13 protein-coding genes are annotated in these 13,778 nt (G+C 67.4%); 3 read left to right on the top strand and 10 right to left on the bottom strand.

Going from position 1 to position 13,778, the window contains the following annotated elements:
- Nucleotides 1-38 precede the first annotated feature (38 nt).
- Complete coding sequence (gene gltX, locus MJ606_RS14445; RefSeq protein WP_243050238.1) at nucleotides 39-1,439, bottom strand: glutamate--tRNA ligase; 1,401 nt, start codon at nucleotides 1,437-1,439, stop codon at nucleotides 39-41.
- A 103-nt stretch (nucleotides 1,440-1,542) separates the two neighbouring features.
- The gene (locus tag MJ606_RS14440; RefSeq protein ID WP_243050237.1) at nucleotides 1,543-1,977 is read right to left on the bottom strand and encodes a DUF4399 domain-containing protein; all 435 of its coding nucleotides are present in this window, start codon (nucleotides 1,975-1,977) and stop codon (nucleotides 1,543-1,545) included.
- A gap of 147 nt (nucleotides 1,978-2,124) precedes the next feature.
- Here MJ606_RS14440 and MJ606_RS14435 point away from each other — a divergent pair, with 147 nt between their 5' ends.
- Together MJ606_RS14435 and MJ606_RS14430 are read left to right on the top strand one after the other, a co-directional pair.
- Complete coding sequence (locus tag MJ606_RS14435; RefSeq protein ID WP_243050236.1) at nucleotides 2,125-3,285, top strand: glycosyltransferase family 1 protein; 1,161 nt, start codon at nucleotides 2,125-2,127, stop codon at nucleotides 3,283-3,285.
- A complete protein-coding gene (locus tag MJ606_RS14430; protein WP_243050235.1) occupies nucleotides 3,254-3,826 on the top strand; it encodes a phosphatase PAP2 family protein in 573 nt (190 codons plus the stop codon). The genes MJ606_RS14435 and MJ606_RS14430 overlap by 32 nt, the downstream gene beginning before the upstream one ends.
- Nucleotides 3,827-4,420: 594 nt before the next feature.
- On the opposite strand, the gene accD is transcribed toward MJ606_RS14430, so the two are convergent.
- From accD to trpB, 3 genes are read right to left on the bottom strand one after another with little or no spacing between them, the layout of a single operon-like run.
- A complete protein-coding gene (gene accD / locus MJ606_RS14425) occupies nucleotides 4,421-5,290 on the bottom strand; it encodes an acetyl-CoA carboxylase, carboxyltransferase subunit beta (protein WP_243050234.1) in 870 nt (289 codons plus the stop codon).
- A gap of 52 nt (nucleotides 5,291-5,342) precedes the next feature.
- On the bottom strand, nucleotides 5,343-6,143 hold the full coding sequence (gene trpA, locus MJ606_RS14420; protein ID WP_243050233.1) for a tryptophan synthase subunit alpha: 801 nt from the start codon (nucleotides 6,141-6,143) through the stop codon (nucleotides 5,343-5,345).
- Nucleotides 6,140-7,351, bottom strand: a complete 1,212-nt coding sequence (trpB, locus tag MJ606_RS14415) for a tryptophan synthase subunit beta (protein ID WP_243050232.1) — start codon at nucleotides 7,349-7,351, stop codon at nucleotides 6,140-6,142. Before trpB ends, trpA begins: the two co-directional genes overlap by 4 nt.
- 109 nt (nucleotides 7,352-7,460) lie before the next feature.
- On the opposite strand from trpB, the gene MJ606_RS14410 reads away from it, so the two are divergent.
- Nucleotides 7,461-8,357: a LysR family transcriptional regulator gene (locus MJ606_RS14410; RefSeq protein ID WP_243050231.1), complete on the top strand. Its 897-nt coding sequence runs from the start codon at nucleotides 7,461-7,463 to the stop codon at nucleotides 8,355-8,357.
- 31 nt (nucleotides 8,358-8,388) lie between these two features.
- Here MJ606_RS14410 and MJ606_RS14405 read toward each other — a convergent pair whose 3' ends face one another.
- From MJ606_RS14405 to MJ606_RS14385, 5 genes are all read right to left on the bottom strand, one after another.
- Nucleotides 8,389-9,006 carry a phosphoribosylanthranilate isomerase gene (locus MJ606_RS14405; protein ID WP_243050230.1) on the bottom strand — a complete coding sequence of 206 codons (618 nt, stop codon included), beginning with the start codon at nucleotides 9,004-9,006 and terminating at the stop codon, nucleotides 8,389-8,391.
- Entirely contained in the window at nucleotides 9,003-9,770 is a 768-nt protein-coding gene (gene truA / locus MJ606_RS14400) for a tRNA pseudouridine(38-40) synthase TruA (RefSeq protein WP_243050229.1), read from the bottom strand. The genes MJ606_RS14405 and truA overlap by 4 nt, the downstream gene beginning before the upstream one ends.
- Nucleotides 9,771-9,874: 104 nt before the next feature.
- The gene (locus tag MJ606_RS14395) at nucleotides 9,875-12,211 is read right to left on the bottom strand and encodes a FimV/HubP family polar landmark protein (protein WP_243050228.1); all 2,337 of its coding nucleotides are present in this window, start codon (nucleotides 12,209-12,211) and stop codon (nucleotides 9,875-9,877) included.
- A 180-nt stretch (nucleotides 12,212-12,391) separates the two neighbouring features.
- Nucleotides 12,392-12,691, bottom strand: a complete 300-nt coding sequence (locus tag MJ606_RS14390; protein ID WP_243050227.1) for a hypothetical protein — start codon at nucleotides 12,689-12,691, stop codon at nucleotides 12,392-12,394.
- Nucleotides 12,692-13,720 carry an aspartate-semialdehyde dehydrogenase gene (locus MJ606_RS14385; RefSeq protein ID WP_243050226.1) on the bottom strand — a complete coding sequence of 343 codons (1,029 nt, stop codon included), beginning with the start codon at nucleotides 13,718-13,720 and terminating at the stop codon, nucleotides 12,692-12,694.
- Nucleotides 13,721-13,778 lie beyond the last annotated feature (58 nt).

Here is a 13,778-nt window from a genome sequence, read left to right as displayed (position 1 = left end):
AACTCCTCCCCCTGCTTGCAGGGGGAGGGAGCAGAGCGTCAGGCCCTGGCCTTGGCAAGCGCATCATCGACGCGCTTGAGCGCTTCCTCGCGCCCCGCCAGATAGATGGTGTGCTCGATCGACGGCGACACCTGCGTACCGGTCATCGCCACGCGCAGCGGCTGGGCGATCTTGCCCATGCCCAGCTCGAGCTTCGCGGCGACCTGTTCGATCACCTGGTGGATCGCCGCGGGCGTCCACTCGCACGCGGCCAGCAGTGACTTGGCCGCTTCCAGCACCGGCACGGCGGTGTCGTTCTGCAGATGCTTGGCAACGGCCTTGTCGTCCCACTCCAGGATCGGGCCGTACCAGATCTTGGCGCGCTCGGCCATTTCCTTCAGCGTCTGCACGCGATCACGCAGGGCGACGATGACGTCGGCGGGCTTGGGCCCCTTGCTGAAGTCGATGCCGGCCTGCGTGAGGTGCCATTCGAATTCCGGTGCGATGGCCGCCGGGTCGTCGGTCTTCAGGTAATGCTGGTTGAGCCACGACAGCTTGGTGACGTCGAAACGCGATGCGGCCTTGTTCACGTCGCCGATATCGAACAGGCGGATCATCTCCTCTTCCGAGAAGATTTCCTGGTCGCCATGCGACCAGCCCAGGCGCACCAGGTAGTTGAGCAGCGCGTGCGGCAGGAAACCGTCGTCGCGGTACTGCATCACGCTCACCGCGCCATGGCGCTTGCTGAGCTTCTGGCCATCAGGGCCGAGGATCATCGGCAGGTGCGCGAACTCCGGCACCGGCGCGCCGAGCGCGTGATAGATGTTGATCTGGCGCGGCGTGTTGTTGACGTGGTCGTCGCCACGGATCACCTCGGTGATGCCCATGTCGATATCGTCCACCACCACGGCAAAGTTGTAGGTAGGCCAGCCATCGGAACGGAAGATCACCAGATCGTCCAGTTCGGCGTTGCTCCACTCCACCCGTCCCTTCACCTTGTCCTCGAACACCACCGAGCCCTCGGTCGGGTTCTTGAAACGGATCACGCGGTTGGGGTCGTCGCGATACGGCTCGTTGCGGTCGCGGTAATAGCCGTTGTAGCGAGGCTTCTCGCCCTTGGCCATCGCCTCGTTGCGCATGGCCTCGATCTCGTCCTTGCTCTCGTAGGCGTAGTAGGCCTTGCCGGCCTTGAGCAGCTCGTCGGCGACCTGCTTGTAGCGCTCCAGGCGAGCGGTCTGGTAGATCGGGCCTTCGTCGTGGTTCAGGCCCAGCCACTGCATGCCGTCCAGGATGGCCTGCACGGCCGCCTCGGTGGAGCGTTCGCGGTCGGTATCCTCGATGCGCAGCACGAATTCACCGCCGCGGCGGCGGGCCTCCAGCCAGCAATACAGCGCCGTGCGGGCGCCGCCGATGTGCAGGAAGCCGGTGGGACTGGGGGCGAAACGGGTGCGGACGGTCATGGACGCGGCTGTCTTGAAAGGCGAAAGGCGCGATTTTAGCCGATCCGGCACCCAGACCGGCACCCGCGGGCGGCGGCCATGACGGGCCGCCGCACCAGCGGCTTCACTTCACGTTGACGGTGATCGGCCTGGACACGATCGGCGGGTCGAACGGAACATGGTTTTCATCGGCCAGCTCCAGCTGCAGCGTGTGCTTGCCCGGCGCCAGCTTGAGCGTGGTTTCAGTCTGGCCGTTGCCGAAGTGCAGATGGTGCTCGTCCTTCGGAATGGGCTGACCGGCGGGTGGCAGCTCGGTCACATCCACCAGCAGATGGTGATGCCCGGTGCCTTCCTTCTTCACCCCCGCAGGCGCCACGCCCATGCCCTTGAGGCCGAACACCACGGTGAATTCCTGGCCCACGGTGGCGCCGTCCTTGGGTGACACGATGTAGACCTCGGCGCCCGCGGGAGCCTTGGTGATCGGGAGTGCCGGAGCATCGGTGGCGAACGCGGTGCCGGTCAGGGTAGCCAGTGCCAGGGCAAGCAGAATGCGTTTCATCGACGTGTCTCCATGATGGCAAGTCCGCCCAGTGTACTCGTGGCACCCGCCGCGAGTGGCGCTCCGTCACGCGGGCGTCATACATACGCCACGGCCCCGCAACGCCCAAGGTGGAACCTGCTCCGGGCCAGCCAACGGTATGTTCAAGTGCGCATCGGCATTGTCAGCGAAACCTATCCACCCGAGATCAACGGCGTGGCACTGACCGTGCACAGCCTCGCCGCCGGTCTGGCGTCGCAGGGGCACACGGTCGACCTGATCCGCCCGCGTCAGCGGCAGCCGTTCGACGACGAGCCCGGCATCGTCACCCTTGAGGTTCGCGGCGCCTCGCTGCCCCGCTATCCCGGCCTGCGCTTCGGGCTTCCGGCCAGCGACATCCTGCGCGAGCGCTGGACGCGGCTGCGCCCGGATGCGATCTACGTCGCCACCGAAGGCCCGCTGGGCTGGTCGGCGGTGCGCACCGCGAAACGGCTCGGCATTCCCACCGCCACCGGCTTCCACACCCGCTTCGACACCTATGCGGATCACTATGGGGTGGGCTTCCTCACGCCGGTGGTGCGCAACTATCTGCGCCGCTTCCATCGCCGCGCCGCGGCGACGCTGGTGCCCACGGAAGCCCTGGCCGATGAGCTGAAAACACTCGGCGTCGATACCGCGCGCCTGCTGCGACGCGCCGTCGACACGCAGCTGTTCCATCCCCGCCATCGCGACGCCGGATTGCGCCGCCAGTGGGGCGTGGATGGCAACTCACCGGTGGTGTTGTACGTGGGACGCATTGCGCCGGAGAAGAATCTCGACCTTGCCGTGCGCAGCTTCCGCTCGATCCAGCAGCAGGTGCCCCATGCGCGCTACGTCTGGGTCGGCGACGGACCGGCGCGCGCGGCCTTGCAGGCGGCCAATCCGGATTTCATCTTCGCCGGCATGCAGCGCGGCGAGATGCTGTCCCGCCACTACGCCAGCGCGGACCTGTTCCCCTTCCCCAGCCTCAGCGAGACGTTCGGCAACGTCATCCTCGAAGCGCTCGCCTCCGGCCTGCCGGTAGTGGCCTATGAGGAAGGCGCCGCACGCGAGCATCTGCGCAGTGGCCATAACGGCTATCGCATCGATGCCGGCAACGAGAACGCCTTCATCGACGCCGCCACCACCCTGGCCAGCAACGCGAGCCTGATCCGCCACATGGGCCGCGCCGCCCACGCCAGCATTGCCAACCTCTCACCGGACGCCGTCATCGGCGAATTCGAAAACCTGTTGCGTGAACTGGCCCAGGAGCATCCGCATGAACACCATGCCACCGCTGCACACGCCTGAGTTGCCCGCAGGCCCGAGGTTCGCGATCGATCGCCGCATGTGCGTGGCGGCCAACCGCTGGGGCACGCGCCGCGCCGTCGGTGCGTTCTTTGGCGTCATCAGCCGACTGGGCGATGGCGTGTTCTGGTACTCGCTGATGCTCGTGCTCGCTCTCATCGACGGCCATCGCGGCCGCTTCGCCGCGGCGCAGATGGCGGTGACGGGCCTGGCGGCGCTGCTGCTCTATCGCCTGCTCAAGCGCTGGACGCGTCGTCCGCGTCCGTTCCGCGCCTGCCCCGGCGTGATCGCACACGTGCCGCCGCTGGACGAGTTCAGCTTCCCCTCGGGCCACACGCTGCAGGCCGTGAGCTTCACCGTCGTGGCGCTGGCCTGGTATCCGGTGCTGGCGCCGCTGCTGCTCACCTTCACCGCGTTAGTGGGTGCATCGCGCGTGATCCTTGGCCTGCATTACCCGAGCGACGTGATCGCCGCCACCGCCATCGGCAGTGCGCTGGGTGCGCTCTCGCTGTGGTTGTTGCCGATGCATGCGTTGATGGTGTGATCCACTGACGGCGCTGCCGCCAGGGAGCGCACCCTGTGCGCGATACACGAACACCTCATCGCATCACCTGCGCATTTCCTGCCCACCGCGTCGCAACGTCTTTGCGTTCAAGCGGATAGCACATCTATCCACAAGCTTTTCCCGCAGGCATCCACATCTGCTGTGGAAAACATCATGTGCGCGCTGGGCAAAAGTTCGCCACGGCGTGGCCATGCCCTGCCGCACCAGACAGTTGCGATACTTTTCCACAGCTTTGTTGGTGCGGCATCCACAGGCGCTGTGGAAAACATCATGCATGCGCTGCTCAAAACTTAGGCACGACGTCACAAGTCACTGTTCGCAAATGCCGCAAACGCGCTTGTCCACAGGCTTATGCAAACACCATCCACAGTCGCTGTGGAAAACCACGTGGATGCGCGGACGCACTGGTCAAAACATCATCACGATGGTGCAAGTGCCTGTTGCCAAAGGTCGCCACAAGGCTTTTCCACAGGCTTACCCGGAACAGGTCCACAGCCGCTGTGGACAACTCGCGCGCGCATACAAAAACAGCGCCCATGGGGCGCTGTTTTTTGGGCGATGCGTCGAACGCGATCAGGCAGCCTGCGGCGCCTTCATCAGGATGCCCAGCAGGTCGGCCAGCTTGTCGCGCATCTCGCGGCGATCGACGATGAGATCGACGGCACCGTGTTCGACCAGGAATTCCGAGGTCTGGAACCCCTCCGGCAAGGTTTCGCGCACGGTCTGCGCAATCACGCGCGGCCCGGCGAAACCGATCAAGGCCTTCGGTTCGGCGACATTGATGTCGCCCAGCATGCCAAGGCTGGCGGAAACGCCGCCGGTGGTGGGATTGGTCAGCACGCTGATATACGGCACGCCCGCATCGCGCATGCGCGCCAGCGCCGCGGAGGTCTTGGCCATCTGCATCAGCGAGAACAGCGACTCCTGCATGCGCGCGCCACCCGTCGCCGAGAAGCACACCAGCGCGCTGCGATCGGCCAGCGCACGTTCGGCGGCACGGGTGAATTTCTCGCCCACCACCGAACCCATCGAGCCGCCCATGTAGGCGAACTCGAACGCCACCGCCATCAGCGGGCGCCCCTTGAGGCGGCCACTCATCGCCAGCATGGCGTCCTTCTCGCCGGTGGACTTCTGCGCGGCGACGATGCGGTCGCGGTACTTCTTGGAATCACGGAACTTCAGCGGATCGTTCGGCTCCATGCTGGCCCACAGCTCCTGCGTGGAGCCGGGATCGAGGAACGAATCCAGCCGCGCGCGCGCATCGATGGCGTGGTGGTAGCCGCACTTGGGGCAGACCATCAGGTTGCGTTCCAGCTCCGGCCGATACAGCACCGTGCCGCAACCGCCGCACTTCTCCCACACGCCTTCGGGCACCTTGCCCTTGCCGCCGTTGGTGGCCTGCGTGCGAGCACGCGGAGTCATGATTTTCTGCAGCCAGTTCATCGCAACACCTCAACGTTCATGACGCGACGCCGCGTCATGACGCAGCGTGTCCTCAATGCGCATCCAGCGCGGCGCGGATCGGCGCGAGAAAAGCGCTTGCCCGCGCGGTGATGTCATCGACATCGTCCGCGCCGGCCAGGCGCTCCACCAGCGCACTGCCGATCACTACCGCGTCGGCAAAACCGGCGATCGCCTTGGCCGACTGCGCATCGCGCACGCCAAAGCCGACGGCCACCGGAGCCTTCGACTTCGCCCGGATATCGGCCACGCGCGCGGCGATGTCGCCCGTGCTCAATCGCGCCGCGCCCGTGATGCCGGCGAACGAGACATAGTACAGGAAACCCCGGGCCGACCCGCACAACTGCACCATACGCGCGGGTGCGGTGGTGGGCGCCGCCAGCAGGATCTGCTGCAGCCCGGCGTCGCGCAGCGGCTGCAGCACGGCCGACTCCTCCAGCGGGCAATCGACCACCAGCACGCCGTCCACGCCGGCCTGCACAGCCTCGGCGGCGAAGCGCGCATAGCCATGGATCTCGATCGGGTTGAGGTAGCCCATCAGCACGATCGGCGTGTCCGCGTCGCGCTGGCGGAACTGGGCCACCCAGCCCAGCACATCGGCGAGCCCGACGCCCTTCTCGATGGCGCGCTCGCTGGCATGCTGGATTACCGGGCCATCGGCCATCGGATCGGAAAACGGCACGCCCAGCTCGATCACGTCGGCGCCGGCATCCACCAGTGCGTGCATCAGCGCGACGGCATGCGCCGGCGACGGATCGCCCGCGGTGACGAAGGGAATCAGTCCGGTGCGGCCGGCGGCCTTGAGCTGGACGAAACGACGGTCGATGCGGCTCATACCTGCACTCCTTCGCGGGCGGCAATGGTGTGTACGTCCTTGTCGCCGCGCCCGGAAAGGTTGCACAGCACCAGGCCGTCCCTCGGGTACTCGCGCGCCAGCTTGATCGCCTGCGCCACGGCGTGGCTGGATTCGAGCGCGGCGAGAATGCCTTCGGTGCGCGCCAGCAGATGGAACGCTTCCAGCGCTTCGTCATCGGTGACGCCGACGTATTCCGCGCGCCCCGCATCCTTCAGGAACGCATGCTCCGGCCCCACGCCCGGATAGTCCAGGCCGGCGGAGACCGAATGCGTCTCGGTGATCTGGCCGTTGTCGTCGCACAGCACATACGTGCGATTGCCGTGCAGCACGCCCGGGCGCCCGGCCGCCAGCGAAGCCGCGTGATGTCCCGTCGCGATGCCCTCGCCCGCCGCTTCGGCGCCCACGATGCGCACGCCGGCATCGTTGAGGAAGGCGTGGAACAAGCCGATCGCGTTGGAACCACCGCCCACGCAGGCGGTGAGCACATCGGGCAGGCGGCCGAACTGTTCCTGCACCTGCTGGCGCGCCTCGCGCCCCACGATGGCATTGAAGTCACGCACCATCAGCGGGTACGGATGCGGGCCGGCCACCGTGCCGATGATGTAGAAGGTATCGGCCACGTTGGTGACCCAGTCGCGCATCGCTTCGTTGAGCGCATCCTTCAGCGTCTTCGAACCGGAGGTCACCGGCACCACTTCGGCGCCAAGCAGCTTCATGCGGTACACGTTGATCTTCTGCCGCTCGATATCCACCGCGCCCATGTAGACCACGCACTTGAGGCCGAAGCGCGCCGCCACCGTGGCACTGGCCACGCCGTGCTGGCCCGCGCCGGTCTCGGCGATGATGCGCGGCTTGCCCATGCGCTTGGCCACCAGCGCCTGGCCGATGGTGTTGTTGATCTTGTGCGCGCCGGTGTGGTTCAGGTCCTCGCGCTTGAGCAGGACGCGCGCGCCGCCCACGTGCCGCGACAGCCGCTCGGCGTAGTACACCGGGCTGGGGCGGCCCACGTAGTACTTGAGGTCGCGGTCCAGCTCGGCGATGAACTCCGGGTCCTGGCGCAGGCGCAGGTAGGCCTCGGTCAGTTCGGCCAGCGGCGCCATCAGGGTCTCGGCGACGTAGCTGCCGCCGTAGGCGCCGAAGCGGCCGTGCTCGTCGGGGTAGACGCTGAAATCGGTGATCTTGCTCATGGGCGGCACTCGGGGAAGACGGCGAAACGCGCCCGCCACCCTACCCCAAAGCCACCGCGGCCAAAAGCGATATGATGGCCACGATACGTCAGGAAAAGTCACACGTTAGATGCCCCGGCCACTGCCCTCGCTGAATGCCCTGCATGCCTTCGAAGCCGTGGCACGGCTAGGCAGCGTCAATCGCGCGGCGGCCGAACTGCACGTCACCCATGGGGCGGTGAGCCGACACATTCGCTCACTCGAGGAAGAACTGGGCGTGGCCCTGTTCCAGCGCCAGGGACGCGGGCTGGCGCTCACTCCGGCCGGCCAGCGCCTGCGCGACACCAGCACGGCGGCATTCGCCCAGCTGCGCGAGGTTTGCGACGAGTTGCGCCAGGACACCGCCCAGGCGCCGTTCGTGCTCGGCTGCCCGGTGAGCCTGCTGGCGCGCTGGATGATCCCCCGGCTGGAACGGCTGATGGCCGAGCTGCCCGAACTGGCATTGCACCTGCGCCCGCAGGAAGCCCCCTTCGACGACGCATTGACCGGCTTGGATGCCGCGGTACTAGCCGGCGAACCGCCGTGGCCAGCGGCATGGCAGGTACATCCGCTGGCGCGTGAACGCGTGGGGCCGGTAGTGAGCCCTTCCTTCGCCCAGGCGCATGCCTTAGCCGGCAGCGATCCGCAGGTGCTGCCAGAACTGCCGCTGCTGCATACGCTGTCGCGGCCGCAGGCCTGGTCGAGCTGGGCGCAAAGCACTGGCTTGTCGACCCACGAGCTGCCGCTAGGCCAAGGCTACCCGCATCTGTATCACCTGATCGAAGCGGCCGTCGCGGGCCGCGGCGTCGCTATCGCACCGCTGCAGCTGGTCGCCGATGACCTGGCCTCGGGACGACTGCTCGCGCCCTGGGGCTTCCAGGACACCGCCGCGCAGTGGGTGCTGGCGACACCATCACGGGCGCCCATCGAGCGCTCGGCAGCGTTGGCGGCCTGGCTGCGGGCGGAGTTTGCGAAGCCCCAGCATTGAGGCAATCGGGGACTCCGTGCAGGGTGCGCCCCTACAAGGCGCTGCGCACGGCCTGGATAAAGTCCGCCATCTTCCGCGGATCCTTGATGCCGGGCGCCGACTCGATGCCGCTGGCCACGTCCACCGCCCACGGGCTCGCGACGCGAATGGCCTCGGCCACGTTCAGCGGGGTCAGGCCGCCGGCCAGGATCAACGGCTGCGCGAGGTCCCTGGGCATCAATGACCAGTCGAACGCCTTGCCGCTGCCCCCCGCCTCGCCCAGGCCGTGACCATCCAGCAGCAGCCCCGATGCGCCGGGGTAGTGGCGCAACTGCGGCAGTGCCGCAGCGCCTTCGCCCATCGCGATGGCCTTCAGATAGCGGCGACCGAATTGCGCGCACCAGTCGTCACGCTCGCTGCCGTGAAACTGCAGCAGGTCCGGCTGCACGGCATCGATCACCTCCTGCACCAGCAGCGCCTCGTCGTCCATCAACAATGCGACGACGGTGACGAACGGCGGCAGCGCACGAACGATCGCGCGCGCCTGTTCGATGGATACCCGGCGCCGGCTGCGGGCCGTGAACACCAGCCCGATCGCATCGGCGCCCAGCGATGCCGCCAGCAGCGCATCCTCGACGCGGGTCATGCCGCAACACTTGATGCGGGTCATTGGCTCACCTCCGGCGGCAAGCCCCAATGCGATTCATAACGGGGACCGAGAAAGGTCAGGCCCGACGCCAGCGCGGTGGGGCCGGCGACCTCGCGGTTGCGGCCGGCCAGCAGTTCGCCCATCCAGCACACCGGCTGCTCGCCGCGCCCGATCGGCAGCAGCGAACCCACGATGTTGCGCACCATATGGTGCAGGAAGGCATTGGCCTCGATCTCGACGATGACCTGCTCATCCTCACGCCGCACGCTCACCGCCAGCACTTCGCGGCGCGCATGCGCCGCCTGGCACGAGATGGCGCGGAACGCGCTGAAATCATGCTCGCCCACCAGCACCTGGGCCGCCTCGTGCATGCGCGCGGCATCCAGCGGCAGACGCTCCCAGGTGACATAGCGCGCGTCCAGCGCCGCGCGCACCTGTCGATTGAGGATGCGATAGCGATAGCGCCGGCTGCGTGCGGAGAAGCGCGCATGGAAAGCCTCGGCCACCGGCTGCGCCCACAGCACGGCCACGCTGCCAGGCAGGTTGGAGCAGGTACCGAGCACCCAGCTACGCATGTCGCGCGGCGCCAGGGTATCGAAGTGCACCACCTGGCAGCGCCCATGCACGCCGGCATCGGTACGCCCGGCGCAGGTCACTTCCACCGGATGCGCCGCCACGAACGACAGTGCCCGCTCCAGTGCGCCCTGCACGGTTTCGCCATGGCTCAAACGCTGCCAGCCGGAGAAATCGGTGCCGTCGTATTCGATACCCAGAGCAATGCGCATGAAGTAACAGGTGCAGGAAACGGAAGCGCACAGGTTAGCAGGCCACCAACGAAGCGGGCCGGCTAAACGCCGGCCCGCCTGGGATCATGCCTGGGACGAACGCCTCAGCGGATGCTGTCGAGCAGGCGCTTGGCCACGTCCTTCTGTATCTGCGTGCCCTCTTGCAGCACTTCCTCCAGCATCGCCTGCGCACCGTCCGGATCGCCCATGTCCAGATAGGCGCGCGCCAGGTCGAGCTTGGTGTCCACCGGGTCGTCGCTGAACTGGCCAAGCTCATGCTCATGGTGCAGCTCATGGGCCGGCAGACCCTCGGAGGGTTCGGCGAATTCCCAGCTCGACGAGTGGGTGACTACGTCTTCCTCGGCATCCTTTTCCTCGTCGGCAGCTACCGGCGCGTGCACCGGGCCGGCGCCGCCGGCCGGGGCCGGACGCGGCGTCAGGTCGAAATCGAAGTGGTATTCGTTGACCTTGGACGGCGCCGGCGGCGACGGAATCGGGGGAAGTTCCTCTTCCTCGTGATCGGCGGCGTAGTTGCCCAGGTCGAAATGGTGCGGGGCCTCGTGCTCGTCCTCGCCGTGCGCCGACGGCACGCCATGCGCAAACAGCGGGTGCTCGGGCACCAGGTCTTCGCCCATGTGCACCACGTCCTGCCATTCCGGCTGCTGCGGGTCGGCGATATGCGCGTGCATGGCCTCGGCGGCGGCCTCGAAATGCTCGACGTCGCGACGGCTGTAGTAGAGGCCCACCAGTTCCAGGTGCAGGCCGATGTCATCCGGATGCTCGGCCAGCTGGTCGAGCAATTCGTCCTGGTCCGGATCCGCGCTGCCAGGCAGCGACGGCGGCACGGTGCCGAAACGATCGGCCAGCGAAGCCGCACCCGCCGCCGTGGCAGCCGGCTTGCGGCTGCGGCCACGCAGGGCCAGCAGGAGCAGCACCACGGCGGCGGCCGCACCGGCGCCCCAGGCCCAGGTCTGCATGTACCAGGGTTCTTCCTCCGCCACCGGCGCCGGCGCGGCAGCCGGCTTGGTCACGGGTTTGGCCGCGGCAGCGGGCTTGGCAGCGGCCGGGGCCGTGCTGGCATGCGCCGGCGCGGCGGCAGCCGCCGTCGTCGGCGACGTGGCCGCAGCCTGCGCACTGGCCGCCGGCGTCGGCGTCGTGGCGGGTGCGCTGGCCTTGACGACGGTGTCTTCCACCTTGGCCGGCGCGCTGGCTGCCGCCGCCGGCTTGGCCGCTGCCACCGCGGCATCGGCCGGCAGGCCGGCGGCCTTGCGGGCCTCGGCGAGCTTGTGCTGCAGCTCGGCGATTTCGTTGTCCTTGAGCGATAGCAGGCGTTCGTTCTTGCTGTTGATGTCTTCCAGGTCCTTCAGGCGCGACTTCAACTCGTCGCCCTGCTGCTGCAGGGTGGCCAGCGCCTCCTGGCTGCGCAGCAAATCCTGATGGAGCGCGGCCATGCCCTTCTCGGCCTTGTCGCCCTTGCCACCGTGGCCGGCGGCGTTGTCGGAACCTTCCTTGGCCGGCACCAGGGCCAGGTGATCGCCCGTGGGTGCGGCGGCGGCAGGGGCCGAAGAGGCTGCCGCGCGCGTGCCGGCATCGGCGACCGTGGTCGGCGTGCGTGCGGCGCCCGAGCGCCAGTCGCTGTTCTGGCGGCGCACTTCTTCGGCGGCGGCGGCCAGCGCCATGGCCTGGGCGTCCTCGCGGGAGGGCACGCGCAGCACGGCGCCGGTCTTCAGCGCATTGATGTTGTCGCGGTAGAACGCGTCCGGATTGGCCTGCTTGAGCGCCAACAGCATCTGGTTGACGTCGATGCCATCGGGCGCGGTCTGGTGCGCAATGGCGGTGAGCGTCTCGCCGCGCTCGACCGGGCCGAACGTGCCGCTTGCCGCCACACGCGGCGCGGCGGCGGGCTTGGCCGGCTTCGCCTCGGGGGCCGGCGCTGGCGCGGCGGCGGCCGTGCTCGGGCTGCTGCTCGGCGCGGCGGCAGCGGCGCGGCGTGACGGCTTGGCGGCGGGCTGCACCGGCGCCTGCGTGGCGGGCACGCTGCTGGCCTGGCTGCTGGGCGGGTCGAGCAGTATGGTGAATTCGCGCAGGCTCTTGCCGGCGGCGTTGTTCACCTCGACCAGCAGGTCGAGATAGGGATCGTTGACCGGGGCGCTGCTGGTGATGCGGATGACCTTGTGGCCATTGGCGCCATCGACCACGGCAAACTGCAATGGCACCGTCGGGCCAGCCGCGACGCCTGCCTGCGCGGCATCCGCCGCGGAGGCCAGCTGCGCGGTGAGGTTCTGCAGCTCCGCCGGGCTACTGGGATTGACGGGGATTTCGGCCAGCAGCGGCTGCCCCAGCGCCGACTTGACCTGGATCTGGCCCAGCTCCATGGCCGCCGCCTGGGTGCTGCCCAAGGCAAGCGCCAGCAGCATCGACAGCTTCAACGAACGATTCATCGTGTATTCCCCCGAACGACCCCGTGACGTTTCTTGTAGGCCTGCCGTAAGGCGGCAGCGCCCGGAACGAGGGGTCACTTTAGTTAGGTACAGGCCAATCAACAATAGCGCCGGCCAATGCTTACAACATCTTGCTGCAGTTTGTTCTTGCCTGAAAAAGCTTTCCGGGATAAGCCCGGCTCAGGGGTGGCCGCTGCCTTGCGGCGCGGCCTTCAATGCATCGAGCTGGCGTTGCAGGTCGGCGATGGCCTGGTCCTGCTGTTTCAGCTTGTCATCGGCCTGGTGGGTCTTGGATTCCTGCTTGCCCACCTCGTCCTGGAGCTGCCGGACCTTGGCCTGCTGCCGGATGATCGCCTGGTCCACCTGCCCGGCCTGGCCGGCGACCTGGCCGGCGGACGACGACGCCGGAACCTGCGCTGCCCAGGCTGGCGCCGCGAATGCCAACACACCACATACCAGCCCGGACAGCACGAGTTTCATTTACAGATAATCCCTGATCAACAGTTCGGCGATCTGCACGGCGTTCAGTGCCGCGCCCTTGCGGATATTGTCCGCCACGATCCACATATCCAGGCCGCGCTCGTGCGAGATGTCCTCGCGGATGCGGCCGACGAACACCGGATCCTTGCCCGCGGCATCGCCCACCGGGGTCGGATAGCCACCGGCCTTGCGCTCGTCCATCACCACCACGCCCTCGGCCTGCTCCAGCAGCTTGCGTGCTTCGTCGGCGCCGATCTTCTCGCGCGTCTCCACGTGCACGGCCTCGGCATGGCCGTAGAACACCGGCACGCGCACCGCGGTGGGATTCACCTGGATGGTGTTGTCCTCGAGGATCTTGCGCGTCTCCCACACCATCTTCATTTCTTCCTTGGTGTAGCCGTTGGGCTGGAAGTCGTCGATGTGCGGAATGACGTTGAAGGCGATCTGCTTGGAAAACTTCTTCGGCTCCACGTCCTGGAAGCTGAGCATGGCGGCGGTCTGCTGGCCGAGCTCCTCCATGCCACTGCGCCCCGCGCCGGACACCGACTGGTAGGTGGCCACGTTGATGCGCTCGATGCCGGCCGCGCGATGGATCGGCGCCAGCGCCACCAGCATCTGCATGGTCGAGCAGTTGGGGTTGGCGATGATGCCGCGGGTGGTGTACTCGGCGATGGCGTGCGGGTTCACCTCGCTGATCACCAGCGGGATATCGTCCTGGTAGCGGAACTCGGAGGTGTTGTCGATCACCACCGCACCAGCCGCCGCCGCACGCGCGGCGTGCTCGCGGCTCACCGAGCCGCCGGCCGAGAAGAAGGCGATGTCCACGCCGTCGAAGTCGTAGTCGGCAAGATGGCGCACGGTGACCTGTTTGCCATCGAACTCGATTTTCCCGCCTGCCGAGCGCTCGCTCGCCAGGGGCACCAGTTCGCTGACCGGAAACTCGCGCTCGGCCAGGATGGCCAGCAGGGTTTCGCCCACGGCGCCCGTCGCGCCGACCATTGCCACCTTGTAACTGCTCTTCTTGCTCATGTTCCATTATCAGGTTGGAGGAATCGGAAAACCGTCCCGGCGGTACCGATCTCCGCAT

Source organism: Dyella sp. RRB7 (genome assembly GCF_022761115.1).
In the GTDB taxonomy this organism is placed as follows: Bacteria; Pseudomonadota; Gammaproteobacteria; order Xanthomonadales; family Rhodanobacteraceae; genus Dyella.
The sequence above is the reverse complement of the archived record's forward strand: the minus strand, read 5'-3'. Positions and strand labels throughout refer to the sequence as shown.

Coding starts and splice junctions, on each gene's coding strand:
- gltX (WP_243050238.1), bottom strand. CDS start 1,439: ATGACCGTCCGCACCCGTTTCGCCCCCAGTCCCACCGGCTTCCTGCAC.
- MJ606_RS14440 (WP_243050237.1), bottom strand. CDS start 1,977: ATGAAACGCATTCTGCTTGCCCTGGCACTGGCTACCCTGACCGGCACC.
- MJ606_RS14430 (WP_243050235.1), top strand. CDS start 3,254: ATGAACACCATGCCACCGCTGCACACGCCTGAGTTGCCCGCAGGCCCG.
- accD (WP_243050234.1), bottom strand. CDS start 5,290: ATGAACTGGCTGCAGAAAATCATGACTCCGCGTGCTCGCACGCAGGCC.
- trpA (WP_243050233.1), bottom strand. CDS start 6,143: ATGAGCCGCATCGACCGTCGTTTCGTCCAGCTCAAGGCCGCCGGCCGC.
- trpB (WP_243050232.1), bottom strand. CDS start 7,351: ATGAGCAAGATCACCGATTTCAGCGTCTACCCCGACGAGCACGGCCGC.
- MJ606_RS14410 (WP_243050231.1), top strand. CDS start 7,461: ATGCCCCGGCCACTGCCCTCGCTGAATGCCCTGCATGCCTTCGAAGCC.
- MJ606_RS14405 (WP_243050230.1), bottom strand. CDS start 9,006: ATGACCCGCATCAAGTGTTGCGGCATGACCCGCGTCGAGGATGCGCTG.
- truA (WP_243050229.1), bottom strand. CDS start 9,770: ATGCGCATTGCTCTGGGTATCGAATACGACGGCACCGATTTCTCCGGC.
- MJ606_RS14395 (WP_243050228.1), bottom strand. CDS start 12,211: ATGAATCGTTCGTTGAAGCTGTCGATGCTGCTGGCGCTTGCCTTGGGC.
- MJ606_RS14390 (WP_243050227.1), bottom strand. CDS start 12,691: ATGAAACTCGTGCTGTCCGGGCTGGTATGTGGTGTGTTGGCATTCGCG.
- MJ606_RS14385 (WP_243050226.1), bottom strand. CDS start 13,720: ATGAGCAAGAAGAGCAGTTACAAGGTGGCAATGGTCGGCGCGACGGGC.